Genomic DNA, 22864 nt, shown 5'->3' on the forward strand with positions numbered 1-22864 from the left:
GGCTTGGGCGCCCAGCGCCCGGCCGACGGCGGCCTTACTTCGCGGCGGCGGCCTTCGCCTTGTCGCCCTTGGGGGCGTCCTTGCGCTCGGCGATGCGGGCCGACTTGCCGCGGCGGTCGCGCAGGTAATACAGCTTGGCGCGGCGCACCTTGCCGGTGCGGACCACCTTGATGGACTCGATCAGCGGCGAGTAGACCGGAAACACGCGCTCCACGCCTTCGCCGTAGCTGATCTTGCGGACCGTGAAGCTCTCCTGGATGCCGCCGCCGTTGCGGGCGATGCAGACGCCCTCATAGGCCTGCACGCGGGTGCGCTCGCCTTCGACGACCTTGACGTTCACCTGGACGGTGTCGCCGGGACGGAAGTCCGGCACGCCGCGGACGGAAGCGAGGCGGTCGGCCTGCTCCTTCTCGATCTGCTGAATGATATCCATTGAACTCTCCATTCCGCCGATTACCGGCGAGCGCTTTGGAACGCTGTTTTCATTTGCCAGCGCGCCATACACCAACCACGACGGCGTGTCGACTCTTCAGCGCTCGATCCACCGCGCTCTTGGTCGAGCAGCCCGGCCGCGCAGTACGATTTTGGCTGTTTCCCGCAATTGCTCCATTGATGGGTATCGCGGGCATCCCACTTGCGCCCGCAGTGTTTGTATGCGGGTCCCTTATCCTGCTCAGCAGTGGCGTTAAGGCAAGCCTATCCGGCCAAGCAGGTCCGGGCGGCGCTCGCGCGTGATGCTCTCGGACTGCTCGCGCCGCCAGCGGGCGATGCGGCCATGGTCGCCCGAGAGCAGCACGTCCGGGATCGCCCGCCCCTCCCACTCGCGCGGACGGGTGTAGTGCGGGTACTCGAGCAGCCCGCCCTCGAAGCTCTCCTCCGCGCCCGACGCGTCCTTGCCCATGACGCCCGGCAGCAGGCGCACGCAGGCGTCCATGAGCACGAGCGCGGCGAGCTCGCCGCCCGAGAGCACGTAGTCGCCCACGGATACTTCCTCGAGCCCGCGGCCCGCGATGACGCGCTCGTCCACGCCCTCGAAGCGCCCGCACACGATCACGACCCCGGGTCCGCGCGCGAGCTCGCGTACGCGCGCCTGCGCGAGCCGGCGCCCGCGCGGGCTCATCAGCAAGCGGGGGCGCGGGTCGTCGGCGGGCGCGACCGCGTCGATCGCGGCCGCCAGCACGTCGGCGCGGATGACCATGCCGGCGCCACCGCCCGCGGGCGTGTCGTCCACCGCGCGATGGCGGCCGAGCCCGTGGGTGCGGATGTCGTACGCGTCCAGCGCCCACGCGCCGCGCGCCAGGGCGTCGCCCGCCAGCGACTGCCCGAGCGGACCCGGGAACATGCCCGGGAACAGCGTGAGCACGCTCGCGGACCAGCTCATGTCAGAGCGCCCCTAGCGTGGCCGGGTCCACGTTGCCCCCGCACAGCAGCACTCCGACGCGCTCGCCCGGGCGTGGCGCATAGGCGCCGCTCAGGAGCGCGGCCAGCGCGGCCGCGCCGCCAGGCTCGGAGGCGAGCCTGTAGTCCGCCCACAGGCGCTTCTGCGCGTCCCGGATGGCCGCGTCGCCCACGAGCGCCACGTGGTCGATCGCCTCGCGGGCGATCGCGAACGGCAGCGCGCCGACGCGCCGCGCGCCAAGCGAGTCCGCGGCCACGGAGTCCACGGGCACGTCCACGGGTTCGCCCGCCTCGAGCGCGGCGTGCAGGCAGCGCGAGCCCTCGGGCTCCACCGCGACCACCTTCACGCGCCCGCGCCAGTACGCCGCCAAGCCAGCCGCGAGTCCGCCCCCGCCGACGGCCACCAGCACGGTGTCGAGCGCGCCCAGTCCCAGCTGCGCCTGATCCTGCTCCCATTCGAGCGCGACCGTGCCCTGCCCTTCGAGCGTCTCGACCGCGTCATAGGGGTGGACCTTCAACGCCCCGCTCTCGGCCGCGAAGCGGTCGCAGGCCTCCTGCGCGTCGGCGTAGCGCGCGCCGCCCACGACCACATCCGCGCCCTGCGCCCGGATGGCGGCGATCTTCACGGGCGAGGAGATCTCCGGCACGAAGATCGTGGCCTTCAGGCCCAGGCGCTGGGCGGCCAGCGCCGTCGCGATCCCATGGTTGCCGCCGGACGCCGCCGCCACCCCGGCCGCCGGCGCCGTCCGGGACAGCAGGTTGTTGAACGCGCCCCGGGTCTTGAACGACCCTGCGTGCTGCGTCAGCTCCAGCTTGAAGGTGACGTCGGCGCCCGCGATTCCGTCGGCCCGCATCAGCGGCGTGCGGCGGACATGGGGACGGATGCGGTCGTAGGCGGTGTGGATCGCGGCGGGGGTGACCGGGAGCGTCATGGAGTTCAGCCGCAATGCATCAGCGAGAAGCGCCCGTCAGGGCCGGGCCCATAGGGCTCGAACTGGCGCGTGGCCGGGTTCAGGATCCGCAGGCGGCCGGTCGTCACGCCGAAATAGGCGCCGTGCAGGAAGAGGCGCTTGCGCTCCACCAGCGTGCGGACGCACGGGAAGGTGAGCAGGTTGGCGATGCTGTTCTCGACGGACGCCATGCCGAGGCGCTCGACATAGCTCTCGTCGTCATGCGAGCCGGGCCCGATGGCCTCGGCCGCGGGCGCGATCAGCTTGATCCAGCGGCCGATGAAGTCGCCCGGGGACAGCGGGCGCGTATAGGGGTCGCTCTCGTTCTCCGCGAAGGCGCGCACGCCGCCGCACAGCGCATGGCCCATGACCACGATGTGCTCGACCCGAAGCCCCATGACGGCGAACTCCAGCGCCGCGGAGGTGCCGTGCTGGTGCTCGTCGCCCGGTTCATAGGGCGGGATCAGGTTGGCGACGTTGCGCACGACGAAGATCTCGCCGGGCCGGGCGTCGAAGATCACCTCGGGCGAGACGCGCGAGTCGCAGCAGCCGATCAGCATGACTTTCGGCTTCTGGCCCGAGGCGGCCAATTCCTCGAAGCGCTCGCGCTCGCGCGGCAGCCGGTTTTCCGAAAAGGTCTTGTAGCCTTCCAGGAGCTGGGGCGGGAACCCCGCGTGGTCGACGTCGTCCGTCATACGGCCTCCTCGGGCGGTTCTTCTTCGCCGGACGTCTCGACCGGGGGACGGGCGACGATGCGGCCCGCCTTGAGGTCGACCACCGGCGCCGCCTCACGGGTGAAGGGAAGCATGAATGGCCGGCCTCCGGAAGCGGGCTGAATCTCCAGGATCTCGCCGGCGCCGAAATCGAGGACGGCCAGCACCGTCCCCAGGGCCTCGCCGTTCTCGGCCACGACCGCCAGGCCGATGAGGTCGGCGTGATAGAATTCGTCCTCGTCCTCGACCGGCGGAAGCTGGTTCCGCGGAGCGAAGAGGCGGGTGTTCGTCAGGGCGGCCGCCTGGTCCCGGTCGGCGACCCCGTCGAGGCGCACGACCAGCATGTCGTCCTTGACGGACCGGGCCGAGAGGATCCGGAACGACCGCTTTCCCGCCTCGTCGGTCAGGGGAGCGTAGTCGGCGATGGCGAGCGGATCCTCCGTGAAGGACTTCAGCCGCATCTCGCCCCGCACGCCGTGCGGCGCTCCGAGCACGCCCATCAGGATGAGATCGTCAGCCACACGCGCCTCTCGGGTCGCGGATCGCGGGCCGAAGGGGCCCGCGATCCGGTGGGTCGATGTTACTCGGCGGCTTCGCCGGCCGCGGCGGCCGCGGCGGCGGCGCGCTCCTGGGCCTTCTTCTTCGGCAGCGCCTTCTCGGGATTGTTCCGGGCGGCGCGCTTCATCAGGCCGGCGGCGTCCAGGAAGCGGGCGACGCGGTCGGTGGGCTGGGCGCCCTTGGTCAGCCAGTCCTTGGCCCGCTCGGCGTCGAACTTGACGCGCTCGGCCGAGTCCTTCGGCAGCATCGGATCGAAGGTGCCGAGCTTCTCGATGAAGCGGCCGTCGCGCGGATAGCGGCTGTCGGCGACGACGATGGAGTAGTGGGGACGCTTCTTGGCGCCGCCACGGGCGAGGCGGATCTTGAGAGACATGGCAGTAATCCTTCTAGCAGTGCGTTGAGGTGGTGGATCGTGGATGAGATCTCGGAAGCGGCGCCCCGGAGGACGCTTCGCTCACTTCTTCTTGCCCCCGAACGGGTTGAACCCGCCGCCGAGGCCCGGCAGGCCGGGAATCTTCGGGCCGCCCAGGCCGGGCAGGCCCGGACCCTTGGGACCGCCGGTCAGGCCCGCCGGAGGCGTGGCCGGGAGCCCGCCGCCCATGCCGGGCGGCATCGCGCCTGGCGGCAGCTGGCTCTTCAGCTTCTCCAGCATCTCGGGGGTGACCTGCGGCATGCCGCCCCCCATGCCGAACATGTTGGCGAGGCCCGCCATGGGCCCGCGCTTTCCGCCCTGGCCCATCATCTTCATCATGTCGGCCATCTGGCGGTGGGTCTTCAGGACGCGATTGACCTCCTCGACCTTCGTGCCCGAGCCCGCCGCGATGCGCTTCTTGCGCGACGCCTTGAGCACGTCCGGGTTGCGGCGCTCGGCGGCCGTCATCGAGTTGATGATCGCCACCTGGCGCTTGATCACCTTGCCGTCCAGATTGGCGCTGGCGATCTGGTCCTTCATCTTGGCGATGCCGGGGATCATGCCCAGCAGGCCGCCCATGCCGCCCAGATTCTCCACCTGGGCGAGCTGCTCGCGCATGTCGTCCAGGTCGAACTTGCCCTTGCGCATCTTGTCGGCGATGCGAAGCGCCTTCTCCTGGTCGATCGACTGCGCCGCCTTCTCGACGAGCGAGACGATGTCGCCCATGCCCAGGATGCGGTTGGCGATGCGCGCCGGATGGAATTCGTCCAGCGCGTCCATCTTCTCGCCGACGCCGACGAGCTTGATCGGCTTGCCGGTGACGGCGCGCATGGACAGGGCCGCGCCGCCGCGGCCGTCGCCGTCCACGCGCGTCAGCACGATTCCGGTGATGCCGACCCGTTCGTCGAAGGCGCGCGCGGTGTTGACGGCGTCCTGGCCGGTGAGCGCGTCGGCGACGAGCAGCACCTCGTGCGGGTTCGTGATCGCCTTCACGTCGGCGACTTCGGCCATGAGCGCCTCGTCGACCGTGGTGCGGCCGGCGGTGTCGAGCATCACGACGTCGAAGCCGCCCAGCCGGCCGGCCTCCATGGCGCGCCGGGCGATCTGGACTGCGGTCTGCCCGGCCACGATGGGCAGCACCTCGACGCCCACCTGCTTGCCGAGCACGGCCAGCTGCTCCATGGCGGCGGGCCGGCGCGTGTCGAGGGAGGCGAGCAGCACCTTGCGGCGCTCGCGCTCGGAGAGGCGCTTGGCGATCTTGGCCGTGGAGGTCGTCTTGCCCGAGCCCTGCAGGCCGACCATCAGGATCGGCACCGGCGGCACGGCGTCCAGGTTGATCGGATCGGCCTGCGATCCGAGCGTGTCCACCAGCGTGTCATGGACGATCTTGACGACCATCTGGCCGGGGGTGACGGACTTGACCACCTCGGCCCCGACGGCGCGCGCCCGCACCTTGTCGGTGAAGCTGCGCACGACCTCGAGCGCCACGTCGGCCTCGATCAGGGCGCGGCGGACCTCGCGCAGGGCGGCGTTGACGTCGTCCTCCGTCAACGCGCCGCGGCGCGTCAGCTTGTCCAGAATGCCTGAGAGCTTGTCGGAAAGGCCCTCGAACATCGTCACCCGCCTTTGCTGGAGCCGTGATGGACGGCGACCAAGCGCATGGATTGCGGCGACCTCAAGTCCAAAGCCGAACGCGCCCGAGGGCGCATCGCGCTGTCGGGCGTTGACCTCCGGGCTCCGGGCCCGGGCGGCGGCTCAAGGACGAGACATCGTCGATGAAGCCGCAGCGGATAGAAGATGTGGCCGCCGGAGTCAAGGTCGGCGGCGCCGGAGCCGCCTGCGGCTCAGGTCCGGGCCGGGCGGGGCGGCAGGACCGGCGCGTTGGGGCCGAGCTCGGCCAGGCCCTCGGCCAGCAGCCTGTCGGAGGCCTCCTCGATCCGGGCCTGCAGCGCCGCCGCGAACTCGTCGCGCGGCATGTCGGGCGGGAGCGGCGGCAGGATCTCGACGATGACCGTGCCGCACCGGTGCTGCAGGCTGCGGCGCGGCCAGAACAGGCCGGAGTTCAGCGCCACCGGCAGGCAGGGCACGCCGAGGCGCTCATACACATGCACGACCCCGTGCCGGTACTGCGGCGGCGCGCCCGCCGGACGCCGGGTTCCTTCCGGGAAGAACAGGATCTGCCGGCCGTCATCGGCGCGGACCTCTTCCCGGGCCTTCTCGTTCAGCTGCTTGAGCACGCTCGCGCCGCCGCGCCGGTCCACCGGCAGCATGCGGGCCTTGAGGGCGAACCAGCCGAAGAGCGGGATCCAGGTGAGCTCCTGCTTGAGGATGAAGCAGGGATCGTCGAACAGCCCGATCAGCGCGAAGGTCTCCCAGATCGACTGGTGCTTGGCGGCCACCAGAAGCGGGCCCTTCGGAATGTTCTCGCGTCCGCGGACCTCCAGCCCGATCCCGCCGATCACCCGGCAGATGAACACGAAATAGCGGCCCCATCCCCGCACATAGGCCATCAGGAACCGCCGCGGCAGCACCAGCGTGGGCAGCGCCAGCACCATGTGGATCACGAGGCTGACATAGAGGACGACGTTCAGGAGCAGGGAGCGCAGCGTCATGATGGGTCCGTCGAGCCGGCCGGAGACGCGCGGCGACCCTGCTTAGAATCATTCGGCCCCGAGTGGAACCGCTTCAGCGCAGGGCCGAGACGGCGGCCGGCCGATCCGCCCTCGCCGAGCCCATGTCCTCGTCGCGCACGCCGAGCTGGATCCGCGTCACGGCGGCGACGAACTTGACGTATTCCAGCGCGAGCAGCTTGACCATGCCGGGCTCGCGCCACCACGACGCCAGGTCGAGCTTGTCGGTCACCACCGGATGGGGAAGGAACTGGGCCTCCGGCATCGCGTGGCCGAGTTCCGCCAGCGTGCGCGGCATGTGGTAGGTGGAGGTGACGATCAGCAGGCGCCGGAAATTGTGCCGCCGCGCCCAGTTGCGCGTCTGCTCGGCGTTCCCGATGGTGTTCAGGGCTTGGTAGTCGAGGTCCACGCAGCAGGCGAAATAGGCCCGGAACTCCGGCCGCTGCCTGGCGATCTCCTCCTTGGTGGTCTTCTCGTTCACGCCCGTGATCAGGAGCCGTTCGCCCCGGCCGCGCGCCAGCAGGTCGACCGCGTCCGCGATGCGCTCGGCGCCGCCGGTCAGCGCCACGATCCCGTCCACCCGCGCGGCGGCGGCCTTCTCGTTGCGGTCGAGACCCTGCACGAACAGGAAAAACCCGGCCGAGAGGGCGAGCCCGGTCAGGATGCAGCATGTGATCAGAAGGTTTCGCGCCAGTCTCATCATGGTTTCAAGCCGGGGCGGTGGCGCGCATGCGGTCGGCGCGCCAGGGCCGAGACGTTCCTCCCGTTCAGTCCGCTCGGACCAAGGATTGAGTCATCATGGTTACAAACCGTTAACGCGGATAGCGGCGAAGCCGCGCATGAAATCAGGATAGCTCGCGCAGGGTTCGCCTGACCGTCAGGCGCGACACGACTGCGGTCACCGCCGCGACCAGCAGCGCGATGGCCGCCACGGCCAGAACGCCGCGCCAGCCGATGGAGAAACGGCCGAACAAGGCTTCCAGTTGCGTTCCCTCGGGCGTCGCGACCCAGGCGGCCGCGAACCAGCCCGCCGCGACGAAGAAGACGAGCGCCGCCGCGCCGCCCAGCGCGCCCCCGCGAAGGCCCAGCCGCAGGAAGTGGCGCTGGAACTCCGACGCGATATAGGCGTCGCTCGCGCCGACGAAATGCAGGACTTCCACGATCCCGCGATTGCCGTCCATGGCGCCGCGCGTGGCGAACGCCACCGCCATCCCGGTCGCCGACAGGACCAGCGCCAGGATGCCGACCCCGAGCAGCACGAAGGTGTTGGCCATCGTGGCCAGCCGCTCGACCCAGAGCCGGTGATCGTCGAGGCTCGCCCCCTTGACGCCGCTGGCCAGGCTCTGCCTGAGCGCGCCGAAATCGACGCGCGCTGCGGGCGCGATCTTAAGCACCACGAGACGGGGAACGGGAAGCTCCTCCAGATTGAGGCCCGATCCCAGCCAGGGCTCGAGCAGCCGCTCGGATTCCTGCTTGGTGTAGATGCGGACGTCCGAGACGCCCGGCGTCGCCCTGGCGAGGTCTGCGGCCCTGGCGACCTCGTCGTCGATGGCCCGGCCGGGACCCGGCCTCACCTGAATGGTGACCTCGCGCGACACCTGGCTGCGCCAGTCGGCCGACGCCTCCGAGAGAAGCTGCGCCGCGCCCGCCGTCAGGCCGGCCAGGAAGGTCATGATCGCGATGACGGTGACGAGCGCGCGGCCTGCGATCGAGGCGGCGGGCACCAGCGGCTGGTTGCGGCCCAGCGGCCGCTCGGGCTGGGCGCCGTCCCCATCCGCGGCCGCGGCCGCCTCATGTTCCACGCCGTCGGTCGCGTAGGGCCGCCGCACGACCTCGTCGTCGGAATGTCCGGTCTGGCTCATGCGCTGACGCTATTCATAGATGTGCAGCCGGCCATCGCCCAGCACGAGACGCCTCGCCTGATCGAACTGGTCCATGAGGGCGAGGTCGTGGGTGGCGATCACGATCGCGGTCCCGCTCTTGTTCAGCTCGACGAAGAGCCGAAGCAGCCGGCGCGCCAGCGAGGGATCGACATTGCCGGTGGGCTCGTCGGCCAGCAGGAGGTCCGGGCGAACGATCAGGGCGCGCGCGATCGCGGCGCGCTGCTTCTCGCCGCCCGACAGCACCGGCGGAAGCACGTGCATCCGCTCGCCGAGCCCGACCCAGCGCAACAGCTCCACCACCTCGGCCCGGTAGCTGGCCTCGTCCCGCCCCTGCACGCGGAGCGGCAGGGCGACGTTCTCATAGGTCGTGAGGTGCTCCAGCAGCCTGAAATCCTGGAATACGACGCCCATGCGCCGCCGCAGGGTCGTCAGCGTGTCCTTCTGCAGCGTGGTCACGTCCTGCCCGAACAGGTCGATCAGCCCGCGCGTCGGCTTCAGGGCGAGCAGAATGAGCCGCAGCAGCGTCGTCTTGCCGGCCCCGGACGGCCCGGTGAGGAACTGGAACGACTGCGGCTCGATCGAAAAGGTGATGTCCCGCAGCACCTCGGGCCCCATCCCGTACCGCAAACCGACATTCTCGAAGCGGACCACGCGCTCTCTCGCCCCTTGTGGATGACAGCCCGATCGGATCGGCCTGGCCGGATCCCTTTACCATTCATTAAGGCTGCCGGACGACCAATGAGTGGCGGGCAGGGGGCGGTCCCCTTCCCGAGTGTGCCTGATTCGCCATGCTGATCGTCTGTCCGTCTTGCGCAAGCACCTATTCGCTGACCTCCGAACAGCTCGGAGAAGGTCGGCAGCTGCGCTGCGCCAAGTGCCGCCAGCTGTGGCACGCGACCCCGGCCGACGCCATGCCCGAGAGCGACGCCGCCGCACCGGGCCAGGCGGATCCCTCGACGTCGCTGGACGCGCCCGTAGTCTCGCAGGAGGCTCGCGAGGCCCCGCGCGCCGACCATGAGCCGACCGCGGCGCAACCGGCCCCCGCGCCCGACAAGCGCCGCCCCGCATCCGGCCGCCGCAGGACCGACAGGCCGAAGCGGACCGGCCGCGGCCTGCGCCTCTCGACCGCGCACGCCGCCGCCGCCGCGCTGCTCGTGGCCGCCGCGCTGGCCGTGACCCAGCGGGCCGCGATCGTCAGGATCCTGCCCCAGACGGCCAAGCTCTACGCCGCGGCCGGCGCGCCCGTGAACCTGCGCGGCCTCGAATTCGGAGACCTCAGGTCCGAACTGGTGATCGACCGCGACCAGGCGATCCTCGTCGTGGAAGGCCAGATCAAGGGCGTCTCCGCCGGCGAGACGCAGGTCCCCAAGGTCACGGTGAGCCTGCGCGGCGCCGAAGGCCGCGAGATCTACGCCTGGACCTCGGACGTCTCGCGCAGCACGCTGGGCAAGGGCGAGAGCACCACCTTCCGGACCCGCCTGGTCTCCCCGCCGGCCGAGGGACGCGACGTCGTGGTCCGGTTCGCCGACCGCGACTCCCACGCGACCCTCACCCGGTGATAGGGTGCGCGACTCGACCGGGGCGACCATGCGGGGGATGGACCATGCGAAACCAAGCGCAGCGCGGGACGACGCGCCATGACTGAAAGCCGGCGCGTCCGCGTCCTGTTCGACGAGGCGACCATCGCCGCCCGCAACGAGGAGATCGCCCGCGGCATCGCCGCCAGGGAGCCGGCGGACCTGCTCGTGATCGCCATCCTGAAGGGCAGCTTCATGTTCGCGGCCGACCTGATGCGGGCGCTGCATCGCGCCGGCATGACGCCGCAGGTGGAGTTCATGCACCTCTCCAGCTACCGCGCCAGCACGGTGTCCTCCGGCCAGGTCTCGATCCTGCGGGACGTGGAGAGCGACGTTCGCGACCGCGACGTCCTGCTCGTCGACGACATCCTGGAGTCGGGGCGGACGCTGGCCTTCGCCAAGGACCTCCTGGCCGCCCGCGGGGCGCGGGTGATGACCTGCTGCCTGCTCGAGAAACCCAGCAAGCGCGCCGTTTCGATCGAGCCCGATTTCGTCGGCTTCTCCTGCCCGGACCTGTTCGTGGTCGGCTACGGCATGGACGTCGCCCACTCCTATCGCGAACTGCCCTTCATCGGCGTCGTGGAGAGAACGGACGCCTGACCCACCCGGCGCGCACCCGCACGCGTCCAGCGCCGAAGAAAGACGAAAGCCCAAGGGACACGACATGGCTCGCATACTGATCGCGGACGACGAGGAGCCCCTGCGGGGCTTCATCTCGCGTGGGCTGCAGCTGGACGGCCACACGGTCGAGGCCGCCTGCGACGGCGCCGAGGCGCTCGACATGCTGACCGCTCCTGGGGCGGACTACGACCTGCTGCTCACCGACATCCGCATGCCCATGATGGACGGCATCGAGCTGGCCCTTGCGGCCGCCAAGGAACGGCCCGGCCTGCCGATCCTGCTCATGACCGGCTACGCCGACCAGCGCGAGAGGGCCCGCAACCTCGAAGCCCTGATCCGGGACGTGCTGACCAAGCCTTTCTCGCTTTCCGACCTGCGCGGCGCCGTCCGCGAGACGCTCCTGGTCGTCACCAGTTGAGCAGCAGGATCGCCGCGTTCAGGACGGACGCGAACGCCACCCAGCACGCATAGGGAACGAGGATCCAGCCTGCGGGCGGGTCCAGCCGCCGGAACAGCGCGACGGCGGCGATGATCGCGATCTCCAGCGCGATCACCACCACGAGCCCGAGCAGCAGGTTGTGCATGCCGAAGAAGGCCACGGACCAGAAGGCGTTCAGGGCGAGCTGGGCGAGAAAGGCCGCGATAGCGGCGCCGCGGCCCGGCGTCTGCGGTTCGGTCTGCAGGATGCGCCAGAACGCATAGGCCATCGTCAGGTAGAGCACGCTCCAGACCGGCCCGAAGATCCAGTTCGGCGGATTGAACGACGGCTTGATCAGCCCCGCATACCAGGTCGGGATGCTGGGAAGCGTCGCCATGCTGCCCACGGTCCCGGCCGCCGCCACGAGGGCGAGCGACAGCAGGCCGGCGAGAACGGGATTGAGCGGCGCGCGGCCGCGGATGTCGGACGATGTCATGAAGCCTCCGGACCCGCATGTCGTGCGCCGGGCCCGATTGGCAAGGGGCGTCTCCGGCCCGACGCGGCCGCGAGGGGCCTTGTGGTCGCGCGCCCGCTCTGTTTCAGTCCCGCCCGCATCCCGCGCATGGCCCGCTCCCGCCCTGGGAGTCCCTCGCGGGACCGGCCGAAGGAAGACCGATGACGACCAGCAAGCCCCCCCGCCCGGCGCCCCCGCGTTGGGCGAAGCGCACCCTGACCGCTCAGGCGATGGGCCACACCGATCCGATCACCAAGGCGGTGGTGCCGCCCATCCACGTCGCCACGACCTATCTGCGCGACCCGGACAACCAGTACACGTCCGGCTACGTGTACGGGCGTCCCGACAACGCCACGGTGCGGGAAGCCGAAGGCGTGATCGCGATGTGGGAGGAGGCCGAGGAGGCCCTCGTCTTCTCGTCCGGGATGTCGGCGGCGACCTGCGTGTTCCTGGCCCTTTCGCCTGGCGACCATGTCGTGGCGCCTACCGTGATGTACTGGGCGCTGCGCAGCTGGCTCCTGAACGACGCCAGGCATTGGGGCCTCGTCGTCGATTTCGTCGACACCAGCGACGTCGACGCGGTCCGCAACGCCGTGAAGCCGGGCAAGACGAAGCTCGTCTGGCTGGAGACGCCCTCCAATCCGCTCTGGTCGATCAGCGACATCGCCGCGATCGCGTCCATCGCGCATGGCGCCGGGGCGAAGGTGGCCGTGGATTCGACGGTGGCCACGCCGGTGTTCACCCGGCCTCTCGCGCTGGGGGCCGACATCGTGATGCACGCCGCCACCAAGTCCCTGAACGGGCATTCCGACGTGATCGCCGGCGCCCTGGCCACCCGGAGCAAGGATGCGCTCTGGACGCGCATCGTGGGCAATCGCAAGAGCCTCGGCGCGATCCTGGGGCCTTTCGAGGCGTTCCTGCTGATTCGCGGCATGCGCACCCTGGACCTGCGCGTTCGGGCCGCAGCCGCCACGGCGGCGGACCTGGCCCAGCGCTTCTCCAACCACGCGCATGTGTCCGCGGTGCTGTATCCCGGCCTGCGCACGCATCCGGGGCACGACATCGCGGCGCGCCAGATGCAGGGCGGCTTCGGCGGCATGCTGTCGATCCGCGTCAGGGGCGGGGAGGCGAGCGCCGTGGCGACGGCCGCCAGCGTCGCGCTGTGGAAGCGGGCCACCTCGCTGGGCGGCGTCGAAAGCCTGATCGAGCATCGCGCCTCGATCGAGGGCGCCGGGACGCCATGCCCGCCGGATCTCTTGCGCCTGTCGGCCGGGATCGAGGATCCCGACGACCTCTACGCCGATCTCGACCAGGCGCTGCGCCGCGCCCACGGGTGACCCGCCGCCGGGCTGCTACTCGGCGGCGATCTGGGCCGGCGGCGCGACGGCGTTCGGGATCGGATGCCGGGCTTCGAACGCCTCGATGTAGTCCCGCGTGAGCGGGACTGCGTCGATCGACTTGGCGACCTGGATCTGGAAGACGACGTGGCCGCCATGCCGGAACGTCGCCTCGCTCCCGGCCAGGTAGAACTCCCACATGCGGCAGAACCGGTCGTCATAGACCTGGCGGATGGCGTCCCGGTGGGCGTTGAAGCGGGCCCGCCAGTGCCGCAACGTCTCGGCGTAGTGCAGGCGCAGCACCTCCACGTCAGTGACGTAGAGGCCGGCGCGCTGCACGGAGGGCAGGATCTCCGACAAAGCGGGCGAATAGCCGCCCGGGAAGATGTATTTCTGGATGAACGCGTTCGTCGCTCCGGGGCCGTCGGCGCGGCCGATGGTGTGCACCAGCCCGACGCCGTCATCCGTCAGCAGGTCCGCGATCTTGCGGAAATAGGCGTCGTAGTGGTTGACGCCGACATGCTCGAACATGCCCACCGAGACGATGCGGTCGAAGCGCCCCGTCTCGGCCCGGTAGTCGCGGAGCGCGAAGCGAACCCGGTCCGCCACGCCCGCGGCTCGGGCGCGCTCGGTGGAGACCCGGTGCTGCTCTTCCGACAGCGTCAGGCCGGTCACGTCATGGTCGCCCAGCGACGCCAGGTAGAGCCCGAGCCCGCCCCAGCCCGAGCCGATGTCCAGGATCCTGTGTCCGGGCTCGAGCAGGAGCTTCGCCGCGACATGGCGCTTCTTGCGCGCCTGGGCGGTTTCCAGCGTGTCGCCCGGAGAGGCGAAATAGGCGCAGGAGTACTGGCGGTCTTCGTCGAGGAACAGCCCGTAGAGCCGGTCCGACAGGTCGTAGTGATGCGCGACGTTGCGCCGGGAGCGGGGAGCCGGGTTGAACTGCGACAAGCGTCGGCCCTGGACCCTGACCGCGTTGGCGATCTGCGCCAGGATCCCGCCCGGCAGCCCCCATTTCGAATTGGACAGCACCAGATCGAGGACGTCGTAGATCGTCGCGCCCTCGACCGTGATCCGGCCGTTCATGTATCCCTCGCCCAGGGCCAGCTGAGGGTTGAGGACAAGTTTCACGGCCGTTGCGGCGTCATGGATTCGCAAGGTGACCGACGGCGCCGACCCGGTCCCGAAGACCACCGCGTGACCGCGGGCGTCGACGACCCGGAGCGTGCCGGTTTCGATCAGTTTACGACCGAGCAGGCGCAAGATACGCATCGCAGACCTCGTCAGAGCTCAGCGCGCGCAGGCTATCGGGCACCCGAGTCGGACAGCGGCCTGCGCCGCGCCTTTCCCAAACCTCTCCAATTTGACGTCTAAACGGGCTTGATTGCACGCTATGAGCGAAACCGCGCAGGCGGCGCGCCAGATTGCAGCCTGTTGCACCCGCGTTTTGAGGTATTTCGAAATTATACGTATTTGGGTGGATTACATCTTCTGTTAAGTGACGGGGTTGAATGCTCTCATCCCCCCGGAGCGCCGGGCGCCCCCCTGCTTATCCCCGCTCCTGCCTTGATTGATGAAGTTCGTCCATGAAAATTCTACAACCTTCTGATCTCTTCGCCGCTAGTCTGGCCTTCTGTCACGAGCAGACCCGCATCGCCGAATTGTCCAGCGGCCACGAAACCACGCCGTGCCAGCAACCCTGCGAAAGTTGCTTGGCGGCGATGCGCGCTGCTCTTCAGGTCATCGCCGACAAGGCAGAGTTCAAGCTGGAGACGGAATATCACAGCTCAAAGCATTGAACCGGCGCATAGATCGAAACAGACATAGTCTACTGGTCCTTCACGATACTTTTACATAAAACCCAGGAGCCGTATCAAGGAGTTTAGCGGCAAGCGCCAGAACGAGCCAATTTGAGCTTCTCTTGTTGCGCGAGGAGCATCGTCATATTTTTAGTTGACCCCTCCCTCAATCGCGCCTACTTTGCGTCTTGCTAAAATGTATTGTTCCTGTTTGCCTAAATTCAATCTGGACCGCCGTGTCTAACATCATCGCCGACCTCATCAAGAACGCTCCGATGTTTAAGGGGCTTTCGGACGAGACGCTCCTGACGCTGACGCAGGGCTCCTTCGTCCAGCGCTATCCAGCCAGTGTCGCCATTTTCGACGAGGGGGAGATCTCGCCCTTCATCTATGTGCTGCTGGAAGGTCAGATCGAGCGCTTCTCCGTCCATCGGGGACGGGAATCGGGCCTCGGATTCCTGAACGCCGGCTCCGTCTTCATCATCTCGGCCGCGATCACCCAGTCGGAGAACACCTATTCGGCGAGGACGCTGGTCAACAGCCGCTTCGTCCTCATGCCGGCCCAGAACGTCCGGGCGATGTTCAACTCCGACCCGCAATTCGCTCGCAACGTGGCGCAGGATCTCGCCGAGTGCGAGCACGAGACCTTGGCGGAACTGAAGAATCAGAAGCTCAGGACCATGGCGGAACGGCTCGCCAACTGGATCCTGCGCACCGTTCCGGCCGATTCGGCCGGCCGCTGGATCCGGCTGCCGATGAGCAAGCAGGCGCTCGCCCTCTATCTCGGCACCACGCCGGAGAACCTGTGGCGCAGCTTCGTCGCCCTGGAGCCTTACGGAGTGGGCGTGCGGCGGCGCGAGGTCTCGGTCTCGGATTTCGCCAAGCTCGCCGAATTCGCCGGACCCAACCCGATGATCGACCGCTCCTGGCGCAATCTCGAGCGTCATCAGCAGCTCTGAGCCTGCCACTCTGCGCTGGCGTTCAGCCGCCTCCGGGCGGGCAGCCGCCGGCGCTCTCCGGACGGAACGCATCCTCGCCCGCCACCGTGGCCAGGAGCCTGTAGTAGTCATAGGGACCGCGGCTCTCGGCCGGGGACTTGACCTCATAGAGGCGCAGCTCGTGCACGGCCCTGCCGTCCCGTCGGATCGTGACAGGCCCGAACAGCGGGTCGACGAAGGGCGAGCGCTTCATCTCCGCCGCCACGGCCGCGCCGTCCAGCGTATGCGCCGACCACACGGCCCGCAGATAGGCGAGCGTCGCCGAATAGACCCCGGCGTGGTCCTCGGTCGGCATCCGGCCCCCCATCACGCGCCCGAACCGGGCCGCGAAGGCCCGCGCGGCGTCGTCGTGGTCCCAGTAGAAAGGCGATGCGAAACGCATCCCCTGCGCGGTGGCGAGACCGAGCGCGTGCACGTCGGAGATCTGCACGAAGAGGGCCGCCAGCGTCATGGTTCGCGTCAGGCCGAACTCGTTGGCCTGCTTGACGGCGTTGATCATGTCCGCGCCCGTGTTGGCCAGGGCCAGCACCTTGGCGCCGGATCCCTGCGCCGCCACCAGGAGCGCCGAGAAGTCGGCCGTCGCGAGCGGATGGCGGCTGGCTCCCCGGCTGGTCCCGCCGGCGGCCTGGAGCGCCGAGAGCGCATCCCGCTCCAGCGCGTGCCCCAGGGCGTAGTCCACCGTCAGGAAGTACCAGGACGTCAGGTCCCGGGCCGCCAGGGCCCGGGCCGTGGCGGCTCCCTGCGCCCAGGTGTCCGAGACCCACTGCACCGTGGTCGGGGCGCAGCTCCTGCCCGTCAGGTCGGACGTCATGGCGCTGGACGCGAGAGCGACGCGGTTGCGCTCCCTCATGAGCCCCGAGACGGCCAGCGCCACGGCCGAATTCGGCAGGTCCACGATGGCTGACACGTCGTCGACGTCGACCCAGCGCCGCGCGATGGCCAGCCCGACGTCCGGCTTGTTCTGGTGGTCGGCGAACACGACCTCGACGCGGGCGTCCGGGTGGGCGCGCCCGAAATCCTCGACGGCCAGACGCGCCGCCGCCACCGAGCCGGGCCCGACCTGGTCGGAGAAGGGCCCGCTCATGTCGGTCAGCACGCCGATCCTGACGACGCGGTCCACCTGGGCCAGCGCCTCGCCGGGCGACGCCAGCCCGGCGAGGAGCAGAAGCGCCAGGATGGCTCGACGTCGCATCGGCATCGTCCTGTGAGTCGGCGGAATCGCGCGGGATCGTTGGGGCCCACCATCGGACAAGCCCGCGCCGCCGTCCATGGCCAAGCCGCCGTCGGATGTCGCGCCCGCGACTCAGCACGGAGCGATCGCGACGGCCCTGAAAGCGAAAAAGCCGCCTTGCGGCGGCCTTTCGGATCCCTCCGGGGCATGGAGGGAAATTGGAGCGGGCGAAGGGATTCGAACCCTCGACCCCAACCTTGGCAAGGTTGTGCTCTACCCCTGAGCTACACCCGCATCCGCCGGTGGCGTCGCCGCCGGCGGGCCGGTATATGCCGCAAACCCGGGAGCGATGCAACAGGGTCCGCGCATCTTTCTGCATGGCGCGCCGCGGCGGCCGCGCCGGGCGGCGCTTGTGGGAGCCGCGCCGCCTGCGTAAGAACCACCGGTCACCCTGTCGCCCTGCCGCATCGCCGATGAGAGACCCGGATGCCCGCCTCCCCTCAGGATCTGTTCGCCTTTCTGGACTCGCTGGACATCCCGTCGGAGACCGTCACGCATCCCGCCGTCTTCACGGTCGAGGAATCCAAGCGCCTGCGCGGCGAATTGCCGGGCGCGCACGTCAAGAACCTGTTCGTGAAGGACAAAAAGGGCCGGCTCTTCCTCGTCTCCGCCCTGGAGGACACCGTCATCGACCTGAAGAAGCTGCACGAGCGGGTCGGCGGCGCCGGGCGCGTCTCGTTCGGATCGGCGGAGCTGCTGATGGAGGTCCTGGGGGTGGAGCCCGGCTCCGTCACCCCCTTCGCGGTCCTGAACGATTCCGGGAAGCGGGCCACCGTGGTCCTCGACGCGAGGCTGATGGAGCATGAGCGGATCAACGTGCATCCGCTGGTGAACACCATGACGACGGGCGTGAGCCGCTCGGGCCTCGTCCGCTTCCTCGAGGCGACAGGCCACGCGCCCCTGGTCGTCGAGATCGGAACGCCCCGCGGCGAGGCCGACTGAGCGCCTGTCGCTTGGCGTTGCCGTTTGCCGCATGGCGGCCCATCTTAGGGGCGAGTTGACCGGCCGGCGGCCGGCGGAGCCGGAGCGCCCGGCGGGAGAGACGAGTGATGGCCTTCGAAGCGATGACACCTGCGCAGCAGGGCGCCGACACCCTGGTTACGGATACGACCACGGCGGGTTTCCGCCAGGACGTGCTGGCCGAATCGACGAAGCGGCCCGTCCTCGTCGATTTCTGGGCGCCCTGGTGCGGGCCCTGCAAGCAGCTCACGCCCGTGATCGAGAAGGCCGTCAAGGCCGCGGCCGGGAAGGTCAAGCTGGTCAAGATGAACATCGACGAGCACCCGCAGATCCCCGGGCAGCTCGGCATCCAGTCCATCCCGGCGGTGATCGCGTTCCAGAACGGCCAGCCGGTCGACGGCTTCATGGGCGCGCTGCCTGAGAGCCAGGTGAAGGCCTTCATCGAGCGGCTCGTCGGCCCGCTCGGCCCGGGCGCCGCCGCCGAACTGCTCGAGGAGGCGGCCGCCCTGCTGGCCGGCGGGGACGCCGAAGGCGCGGCGCAGATCTATTCCGAGGTGATCGCCCAGGAGCCCGACAACGTCGCGGCGATCGCCGCCCTCGCCAAGCTGCATGTCGACGCGGCCGATTTCGAGGGCGCGCGCCACATCCTCGCGATGGCGCCCGCCGGCAAGGAGAACGATCCCGCGCTGGCCGGGGCGCGCGCCGCCCTGGATCTGGCCGAGAAGGCCGGCGCCTTGGGCGACCTCGCCGAGCTCGAGCGCCGCGTCCAGGCGGATCCGGCCGATCACCAGGCGCGCTTCGACCTGGCGGTCGGGCTCGGGGCGGCCGGCGAGCGCGCCGCCGCGACCGACCACCTCATCGAGATCATCAAGCAGGACCGGGCCTGGAACGACGACGGCGCCCGCAAGCAGCTGATCCAGTATTTCGAGGCCTGGGGTCCGATGGATCCCCACACCGTCGCAGGACGGCGCAAGCTGTCGGCGTTGCTGTTCCGATAGTCCGGAAGGTCGACGACCAGAGACGCCGCGCTATCTGGGGTCGAGCATCGGGAGCGTGGCGCGGCGGACCGGCTGTCGCAGGGTCCGGCGCTTCCCGCCGGAGGTGGGCATGAGCATGAACGCGACGTACCGCAACGCGGCCGACCTGCCATCGGTGATCCCGATCTTCCCGCTTCCGGGCGCCCTGCTCCTGCCGCGCGGCGAGATGCCGCTCAACATCTTCGAGCCGCGCTACGTCGCGCTCATCGACGACGCCATCAAGGGCGCGCGGGTGATCGGCATGATCCAGCCCGACGTCGAATCCGAGATCATGCCGAAGACGCCGAGCCTCCACGCCGTCGGGTGCGCGGGCCGGATCACGCAGCTGGCGGAGACCGGCGACGGGCGTTACCTCGTGACCCTGACCGGCATCGCGCGGTTCCGCGTGCTCGAGGAGTTGCTGGTCACCACGCCCTATCGCCAGTGCCGGGTCGATTTCGCCGCATTCCCGAGCGACTACGAGGCGCGGGCCGGGGAGGCGGAGGTGGACCGCGAATCGGTCATCCGGACCTTGAAGGCCTTCGTGGAGGCCAATGACCTGTCGATCGACTGGAAGGGCATCAAGGAGGCCTCCAACGAGGCGCTCGTGAACGCCCTGTCGATGATGAGCCCCTTCGAGACGCGCGAGAAGCAGGCGCTGCTCGAGGCGCCGGACCTCAAGAGCCGCGCCGAGATCCTCGTCGCCATCACCGAGATGGACCTGGCCCGCGGACAGGACGGCTCCGAAACTCCCCTGCAATGACGGACGAGACGCATGACCGACCGCCCCGCAGCCGACGAACGGCAACCCGTCGCGACCAGGATCGACCCGAAGCTGCTCGAAATCCTGGTCTGCCCGCTCACCCGCGGCGGCCTGGACTATGATGCGGCCCGCCAGGAGTTGATCAGCCGCTCCGCCAAGCTGGCCTACCCGATCCGCGACGGCATCCCGATCATGCTGCCCGAGGAGGCCCGGCGCCTCGACGATTGACGCTCAGAGGGCCTCGCCCCGCAGGAGCCGGGACGATCCCGCCGCCACGCCCGCGGCGCGGCCGATGAAGAAGCGCTTCAGGCCCGGCAACCGGTCGACCATCGACAGCCCGAGATCCCGCACGGCCCTGACGGGCGGCAGGTCGTTCGAGAACAGCCGGTTGAGGACGTCCATCGCCCCGCCCATCAGGACGGTGTCGAAACGCCGCTCGCGCTCATACGCGTCCAGCACCGTCGAGGAGCCCAAATCGAGCCCGAGTCCGGCCGCCTCCACGATCGCCTCGGCCAGGGCGGCGACGTCGCGCAGGCCCAGATTGAGGCCCTGGCCGGCGATGGGATGCACAACATGGGCGGCGTCCCCGACCAGCGCGAGCCGGCGCGCGGCGAAGCGCCGCGCCACCATGAAGGTCAGCGGATAGGCGACGGGCCGCTTCTCCAGCGTCAGCAGGCCGAGCCGCAGGCCGAACCGCCGTTCGATCTCGCCCAGGATGTCCTCGTCGTCGAGCCCGAGCAGGGCCGGAACGCTGGCGGAGGCCTCCGTCCATACGATGGAGCTGCGCCGGCCGGGCAGCGGCAGGATCGCGAAGGGACCCGACGGAAGAAAGTGCTCCTCGGCCCGCCCCTCATGGTCGCGCTCGTGCCCGATCGTGGCCACGATGCCGGATTGCCCGTAGGGCCAGGAGACCGCTCCGACGCCGGCCTGCTCGCGCAGGGGCGACCGCGCCCCATCGCACGCGACCGCCAGCGACGCCCGCAACGCGCCGCCCCCCGCTAGCCGGATCTCGGCGATGTCGGCGTCCGCGTCGACCGCCGCCACCGTCTCCGGCCGCAGCTTGACCCCGAGTTCCTGCGCGCGCGCCGTGAGGCGCCGCAGCAACAGCCCATGATCGACCATGTGGGCGAAAGGCTCGTCCGGCCCGACCTCGCCGCTGAAGTCCAGGAAAACGGGCCGGACCGGATCGGAAACGCGGCTGTCGGTGATCGCCATGGAACGGATCGGCTGCGAGCCTCCCGCCAGTTCGCCGTCCCAGACGCCCAGCGTCTGCAGCATGCGGCGCGGCCCGGCCGCCACCGCGAAGGCGCGATCGTCGTCCCGCGGCGGACCGGCCAGGCTCGGGTCGCACACGGTGACCGACAGGCGGCCCGACAAGGCGCTCCTCAGGGCCAGTGCCAGCGTCAGGCCTGCCGCGCCCGCGCCTGCGACCACGATGTCGGCGCGGTCGGAGCCGGCTCCGGACGAACGGACGGCGGTGGGCTGGGGCATTCGGGCCTCGCGGCTGGGACGTCGCTTCTCTACTCCGAAGGCGGGGCTGGAACAATGCGGCCCGAGGCCGCCGCGCCTCCGGCGGCGGGGTCTGGCGCAGCCCGGGGGCCGGATGCCATAAGAGAGCGAGCCACCTTGGACCCTGAGACCCCCCATGACCCAAGCCGTCGCCGATCTCCTGGCCACGCTCGACCTCGAGCCGCTCGAAGTGAACCTGTTCCGCGGGCGCAGCCCGCAGGTCGGCTGGCAGCGGGTCTTCGGCGGCCAGGTGATCGGGCAGGCGCTCGTGGCGGCGTGCCGCACCGTCGAGGGCCGTCGGCCGCACTCGCTGCACGGCTATTTCATCCTGCCGGGCGACCCCGCCGCGCCCATCGTGTACGAGGTCGAGCGGGTGCGCGACGGCAAGAGCTTCACCACCCGCCGGGTGAAGGCGATCCAGCACGGGCACGCCATCTTCACGCTCTCGGCGTCCTTCCACGTCGAGGAGAGCGGGCTGGAACACCAGATCGGGATGCCGGCCGCGCCGGCGCCCGAGGACCTGCCCGACGACGCCGAGATGCGCCGCAGCGTCATGCCGAACATGCCCGAGTCGGTCCGCGGCTACTTCGAGCGCGAACGGCCCATCGAGCTTCGCCCTGTCGACTTCGGGCGCTACCTGGCGCCCGGCCCGCGCGACCCCGTGTTCAGCGTCTGGATCCGCGCCACCGGCCGACTGCCGGACGATCCCATCATCCACCAATGCGTGCTCGCCTACGCCTCGGACATGACGCTGCTCGATTCGGCGCTCGTGGCGCATGGAAAGAGCGTCTTCGATCCCGACATCCAGGCGGCCAGCCTCGATCATGCGCTGTGGTTCCATCGGCCGTTCCGGGCCGACGAGTGGCTGCTCTATACGCAAGACAGCCCGTCCAGCGGCGGCGCGCGCGGCTTCTCCCGCGGCTCCATCTTCACCCGCGAGGGCGTTCTGGTCGCCTCCGTCGCGCAGGAAGGCCTCATCAGACAACGGCGACCTTGAGAGGCGCTAGCGCGGCGCCCAATCGAGCGTCTTTTGATTAAGTTATAGGCGCCGCTCCGGCCTCCCGATCGCGATCGACGCCGGCCCGTCCCGCCGGCGCCGCATCCGCAGGCGCGAATCACTCTCCTGCACGGCCGAGTCGACGATACCCCGAAACTGGCACGCCGCTTGATTGGCGTCAGGCGGCTCGAACCGCGCGTCTGCACGCGCCGGTGGCGTAACGGGGATCCGACACTCATGAAGATCGTGATGGCCATTATCAAGCCGTTCAAACTCGAGGAGGTTCGCGACGCGCTGACCGCCATCGGGGTGCACGGACTCACGGTGACCGAAGTCAAAGGCTATGGCCGGCAGAAGGGCCATACCGAAATCTATCGCGGCGCCGAATACGCCGTCAGCTTCCTTCCGAAGCTGAAGATCGAGGTCGCCATCGCGTCCGATCTCGTCAGCAAGGTGATCGACGCCATCTCGGCCGCGGCCAAGACCGGCCAGATCGGCGACGGCAAGATCTTCGTTTCACCCATCGAGCAAGCCGTCCGCATTCGCACCGGCGAACGCGACGCCGACGCGCTCTGATTTTTCC

Annotated in this window: 27 protein-coding genes and 1 tRNA gene; 12 read left to right on the forward strand and 16 right to left on the reverse strand. The window is 69.7% G+C overall.

Annotated features, from left to right (window positions below; all coding sequences use genetic code 11):
- Positions 1–34 precede the first annotated feature (34 nt).
- The 11 genes from rplS to ftsE form a co-directional block, all read right to left on the reverse strand.
- Positions 35–433 carry a 50S ribosomal protein L19 gene (gene rplS / locus ACYVO7_RS10720; RefSeq protein WP_460449818.1) on the reverse strand — a complete coding sequence of 133 codons (399 nt, stop codon included), beginning with the start codon at positions 431–433 and terminating at the stop codon, positions 35–37.
- Positions 434–685: 252 nt separating this feature from the next.
- Positions 686–1381, reverse strand: a complete 696-nt coding sequence (gene trmD / locus ACYVO7_RS10725; protein ID WP_460449819.1) for a tRNA (guanosine(37)-N1)-methyltransferase TrmD — start codon at positions 1379–1381, stop codon at positions 686–688.
- Position 1382: 1 nt separating this feature from the next.
- Positions 1383–2330, reverse strand: a complete 948-nt coding sequence (locus ACYVO7_RS10730; RefSeq protein WP_460449820.1) for a threonine/serine dehydratase — start codon at positions 2328–2330, stop codon at positions 1383–1385.
- Positions 2331–2335: 5 nt separating this feature from the next.
- Positions 2336–3043 carry a carbonic anhydrase gene (locus tag ACYVO7_RS10735; protein ID WP_460449821.1) on the reverse strand — a complete coding sequence of 236 codons (708 nt, stop codon included), beginning with the start codon at positions 3041–3043 and terminating at the stop codon, positions 2336–2338.
- Positions 3040–3582 (reverse strand): ribosome maturation factor RimM, encoded by a 543-nt coding sequence (gene rimM / locus ACYVO7_RS10740; RefSeq protein ID WP_460449822.1) that lies wholly within the window; start codon positions 3580–3582, stop codon positions 3040–3042. Before rimM ends, ACYVO7_RS10735 begins: the two co-directional genes overlap by 4 nt.
- Before the next feature lie 59 nt (positions 3583–3641).
- Entirely contained in the window at positions 3642–3992 is a 351-nt protein-coding gene (gene rpsP / locus ACYVO7_RS10745) for a 30S ribosomal protein S16 (RefSeq protein WP_460449823.1), read from the reverse strand.
- Between the two features lie 81 nt (positions 3993–4073).
- Entirely contained in the window at positions 4074–5645 is a 1572-nt protein-coding gene (gene ffh, locus ACYVO7_RS10750; protein ID WP_460449824.1) for a signal recognition particle protein, read from the reverse strand.
- Positions 5646–5875: 230 nt separating this feature from the next.
- Entirely contained in the window at positions 5876–6643 is a 768-nt protein-coding gene (locus ACYVO7_RS10755; RefSeq protein WP_460449825.1) for a lysophospholipid acyltransferase family protein, read from the reverse strand.
- Positions 6644–6716: 73 nt separating this feature from the next.
- The gene (locus ACYVO7_RS10760; protein WP_460449826.1) at positions 6717–7361 is read right to left on the reverse strand and encodes a YdcF family protein; all 645 of its coding nucleotides are present in this window, start codon (positions 7359–7361) and stop codon (positions 6717–6719) included.
- A 145-nt stretch (positions 7362–7506) separates the two neighbouring features.
- A complete protein-coding gene (locus ACYVO7_RS10765; protein WP_460449827.1) occupies positions 7507–8523 on the reverse strand; it encodes a cell division protein FtsX in 1017 nt (338 codons plus the stop codon).
- 9 nt (positions 8524–8532) lie between these two features.
- On the reverse strand, positions 8533–9195 hold the full coding sequence (ftsE, locus tag ACYVO7_RS10770) for a cell division ATP-binding protein FtsE (protein ID WP_460449828.1): 663 nt from the start codon (positions 9193–9195) through the stop codon (positions 8533–8535).
- A gap of 137 nt (positions 9196–9332) precedes the next feature.
- On the opposite strand from ftsE, the gene ACYVO7_RS10775 reads away from it, so the two are divergent.
- The 3 genes from ACYVO7_RS10775 to ACYVO7_RS10785 all read left to right on the forward strand — a co-directional run bounded on the left by ACYVO7_RS10775 (position 9333) and on the right by ACYVO7_RS10785 (position 11160).
- Entirely contained in the window at positions 9333–10103 is a 771-nt protein-coding gene (locus ACYVO7_RS10775; protein WP_460449829.1) for a zinc-ribbon domain-containing protein, read from the forward strand.
- A 78-nt stretch (positions 10104–10181) separates the two neighbouring features.
- Positions 10182–10721: a hypoxanthine phosphoribosyltransferase gene (hpt, locus tag ACYVO7_RS10780; RefSeq protein ID WP_460449830.1), complete on the forward strand. Its 540-nt coding sequence runs from the start codon at positions 10182–10184 to the stop codon at positions 10719–10721.
- A gap of 64 nt (positions 10722–10785) precedes the next feature.
- Positions 10786–11160, forward strand: a complete 375-nt coding sequence (locus tag ACYVO7_RS10785; RefSeq protein ID WP_460449831.1) for a response regulator — start codon at positions 10786–10788, stop codon at positions 11158–11160.
- On the opposite strand, the gene ACYVO7_RS10790 is transcribed toward ACYVO7_RS10785, so the two are convergent.
- On the reverse strand, positions 11150–11656 hold the full coding sequence (locus ACYVO7_RS10790) for a TspO/MBR family protein (protein ID WP_460449832.1): 507 nt from the start codon (positions 11654–11656) through the stop codon (positions 11150–11152). The genes ACYVO7_RS10785 and ACYVO7_RS10790 overlap by 11 nt on opposite strands.
- A gap of 179 nt (positions 11657–11835) precedes the next feature.
- On the opposite strand from ACYVO7_RS10790, the gene ACYVO7_RS10795 reads away from it, so the two are divergent.
- Positions 11836–13011 carry a trans-sulfuration enzyme family protein gene (locus tag ACYVO7_RS10795; RefSeq protein ID WP_460449833.1) on the forward strand — a complete coding sequence of 392 codons (1176 nt, stop codon included), beginning with the start codon at positions 11836–11838 and terminating at the stop codon, positions 13009–13011.
- A gap of 15 nt (positions 13012–13026) precedes the next feature.
- Here ACYVO7_RS10795 and ACYVO7_RS10800 read toward each other — a convergent pair whose 3' ends face one another.
- Positions 13027–14280 carry a class I SAM-dependent methyltransferase gene (locus tag ACYVO7_RS10800; RefSeq protein ID WP_460449834.1) on the reverse strand — a complete coding sequence of 418 codons (1254 nt, stop codon included), beginning with the start codon at positions 14278–14280 and terminating at the stop codon, positions 13027–13029.
- 314 nt (positions 14281–14594) lie between these two features.
- On the opposite strand from ACYVO7_RS10800, the gene ACYVO7_RS10805 reads away from it, so the two are divergent.
- Together ACYVO7_RS10805 and ACYVO7_RS10810 are read left to right on the forward strand one after the other, a co-directional pair.
- On the forward strand, positions 14595–14807 hold the full coding sequence (locus ACYVO7_RS10805) for a hypothetical protein (RefSeq protein WP_460449835.1): 213 nt from the start codon (positions 14595–14597) through the stop codon (positions 14805–14807).
- A 236-nt stretch (positions 14808–15043) separates the two neighbouring features.
- On the forward strand, positions 15044–15766 hold the full coding sequence (locus ACYVO7_RS10810) for a cyclic nucleotide-binding domain-containing protein (RefSeq protein ID WP_460449836.1): 723 nt from the start codon (positions 15044–15046) through the stop codon (positions 15764–15766).
- A gap of 22 nt (positions 15767–15788) precedes the next feature.
- Here the strand turns inward: ACYVO7_RS10810 and ACYVO7_RS10815 are convergent, their stop codons facing one another.
- Together ACYVO7_RS10815 and ACYVO7_RS10820 are read right to left on the reverse strand one after the other, a co-directional pair.
- The gene (locus tag ACYVO7_RS10815) at positions 15789–16997 is read right to left on the reverse strand and encodes an ABC transporter substrate-binding protein (protein WP_460449837.1); all 1209 of its coding nucleotides are present in this window, start codon (positions 16995–16997) and stop codon (positions 15789–15791) included.
- 198 nt (positions 16998–17195) lie between these two features.
- Positions 17196–17270 (reverse strand) — tRNA-Gly (locus ACYVO7_RS10820).
- A gap of 192 nt (positions 17271–17462) precedes the next feature.
- On the opposite strand from ACYVO7_RS10820, the gene ACYVO7_RS10825 reads away from it, so the two are divergent.
- The 4 genes from ACYVO7_RS10825 (at position 17463) to ACYVO7_RS10840 (ending at position 20003) form a co-directional block, all read left to right on the forward strand.
- A complete protein-coding gene (locus ACYVO7_RS10825; RefSeq protein WP_460449838.1) occupies positions 17463–17978 on the forward strand; it encodes a prolyl-tRNA synthetase associated domain-containing protein in 516 nt (171 codons plus the stop codon).
- Between the two features lie 107 nt (positions 17979–18085).
- Positions 18086–18994, forward strand: coding sequence for a thioredoxin (trxA, locus tag ACYVO7_RS10830; RefSeq protein ID WP_460449839.1), 909 nt, complete (start codon positions 18086–18088; stop codon positions 18992–18994).
- A gap of 109 nt (positions 18995–19103) precedes the next feature.
- A complete protein-coding gene (locus ACYVO7_RS10835; protein ID WP_460449840.1) occupies positions 19104–19775 on the forward strand; it encodes an LON peptidase substrate-binding domain-containing protein in 672 nt (223 codons plus the stop codon).
- A 12-nt stretch (positions 19776–19787) separates the two neighbouring features.
- A complete protein-coding gene (locus tag ACYVO7_RS10840; RefSeq protein ID WP_406855568.1) occupies positions 19788–20003 on the forward strand; it encodes a Trm112 family protein in 216 nt (71 codons plus the stop codon).
- 3 nt (positions 20004–20006) lie between these two features.
- Here ACYVO7_RS10840 and ACYVO7_RS10845 read toward each other — a convergent pair whose 3' ends face one another.
- On the reverse strand, positions 20007–21266 hold the full coding sequence (locus ACYVO7_RS10845; RefSeq protein ID WP_460449841.1) for an FAD-dependent monooxygenase: 1260 nt from the start codon (positions 21264–21266) through the stop codon (positions 20007–20009).
- A 154-nt stretch (positions 21267–21420) separates the two neighbouring features.
- On the opposite strand from ACYVO7_RS10845, the gene tesB reads away from it, so the two are divergent.
- Both tesB and ACYVO7_RS10855 read left to right on the forward strand, forming a co-directional pair.
- A complete protein-coding gene (gene tesB / locus ACYVO7_RS10850; protein ID WP_460449842.1) occupies positions 21421–22281 on the forward strand; it encodes an acyl-CoA thioesterase II in 861 nt (286 codons plus the stop codon).
- Between the two features lie 237 nt (positions 22282–22518).
- A complete protein-coding gene (locus ACYVO7_RS10855) occupies positions 22519–22857 on the forward strand; it encodes a P-II family nitrogen regulator (protein ID WP_406855571.1) in 339 nt (112 codons plus the stop codon).
- Positions 22858–22864 lie beyond the last annotated feature (7 nt).

The organism is Alsobacter sp. SYSU BS001988, assembly GCF_054796215.1.

Bases quoted from the DNA above. Each gene is read 5' to 3' on its own strand.
- ACYVO7_RS10775 (WP_460449829.1), top strand. From the start codon at position 9,333: ATGCTGATCGTCTGTCCGTCTTGCGCAAGCACCTATTCGCTGACCTCC.
- ACYVO7_RS10840 (WP_406855568.1), top strand. From the start codon at position 19,788: ATGACCGACCGCCCCGCAGCCGACGAACGGCAACCCGTCGCGACCAGG.
- ACYVO7_RS10795 (WP_460449833.1), top strand. From the start codon at position 11,836: ATGACGACCAGCAAGCCCCCCCGCCCGGCGCCCCCGCGTTGGGCGAAG.
- ACYVO7_RS10735 (WP_460449821.1), bottom strand. From the start codon at position 3,043: ATGACGGACGACGTCGACCACGCGGGGTTCCCGCCCCAGCTCCTGGAA.
- ffh (WP_460449824.1), bottom strand. From the start codon at position 5,645: ATGTTCGAGGGCCTTTCCGACAAGCTCTCAGGCATTCTGGACAAGCTG.
- ACYVO7_RS10730 (WP_460449820.1), bottom strand. From the start codon at position 2,330: ATGACGCTCCCGGTCACCCCCGCCGCGATCCACACCGCCTACGACCGC.
- hpt (WP_460449830.1), top strand. From the start codon at position 10,182: ATGACTGAAAGCCGGCGCGTCCGCGTCCTGTTCGACGAGGCGACCATC.
- rplS (WP_460449818.1), bottom strand. From the start codon at position 433: ATGGATATCATTCAGCAGATCGAGAAGGAGCAGGCCGACCGCCTCGCT.
- ACYVO7_RS10835 (WP_460449840.1), top strand. From the start codon at position 19,104: ATGAGCATGAACGCGACGTACCGCAACGCGGCCGACCTGCCATCGGTG.
- ACYVO7_RS10755 (WP_460449825.1), bottom strand. From the start codon at position 6,643: ATGACGCTGCGCTCCCTGCTCCTGAACGTCGTCCTCTATGTCAGCCTC.
- trxA (WP_460449839.1), top strand. From the start codon at position 18,086: ATGGCCTTCGAAGCGATGACACCTGCGCAGCAGGGCGCCGACACCCTG.
- ACYVO7_RS10855 (WP_406855571.1), top strand. From the start codon at position 22,519: ATGAAGATCGTGATGGCCATTATCAAGCCGTTCAAACTCGAGGAGGTT.
- trmD (WP_460449819.1), bottom strand. From the start codon at position 1,381: ATGAGCTGGTCCGCGAGCGTGCTCACGCTGTTCCCGGGCATGTTCCCG.
- ACYVO7_RS10845 (WP_460449841.1), bottom strand. From the start codon at position 21,266: ATGCCCCAGCCCACCGCCGTCCGTTCGTCCGGAGCCGGCTCCGACCGC.
- ACYVO7_RS10785 (WP_460449831.1), top strand. From the start codon at position 10,786: ATGGCTCGCATACTGATCGCGGACGACGAGGAGCCCCTGCGGGGCTTC.
- ACYVO7_RS10760 (WP_460449826.1), bottom strand. From the start codon at position 7,361: ATGAGACTGGCGCGAAACCTTCTGATCACATGCTGCATCCTGACCGGG.
- ACYVO7_RS10800 (WP_460449834.1), bottom strand. From the start codon at position 14,280: ATGCGTATCTTGCGCCTGCTCGGTCGTAAACTGATCGAAACCGGCACG.
- rpsP (WP_460449823.1), bottom strand. From the start codon at position 3,992: ATGTCTCTCAAGATCCGCCTCGCCCGTGGCGGCGCCAAGAAGCGTCCC.
- tesB (WP_460449842.1), top strand. From the start codon at position 21,421: ATGACCCAAGCCGTCGCCGATCTCCTGGCCACGCTCGACCTCGAGCCG.
- ACYVO7_RS10815 (WP_460449837.1), bottom strand. From the start codon at position 16,997: ATGCGACGTCGAGCCATCCTGGCGCTTCTGCTCCTCGCCGGGCTGGCG.
- ACYVO7_RS10805 (WP_460449835.1), top strand. From the start codon at position 14,595: ATGAAAATTCTACAACCTTCTGATCTCTTCGCCGCTAGTCTGGCCTTC.
- ACYVO7_RS10790 (WP_460449832.1), bottom strand. From the start codon at position 11,656: ATGACATCGTCCGACATCCGCGGCCGCGCGCCGCTCAATCCCGTTCTC.
- ACYVO7_RS10765 (WP_460449827.1), bottom strand. From the start codon at position 8,523: ATGAGCCAGACCGGACATTCCGACGACGAGGTCGTGCGGCGGCCCTAC.
- ACYVO7_RS10825 (WP_460449838.1), top strand. From the start codon at position 17,463: ATGCCCGCCTCCCCTCAGGATCTGTTCGCCTTTCTGGACTCGCTGGAC.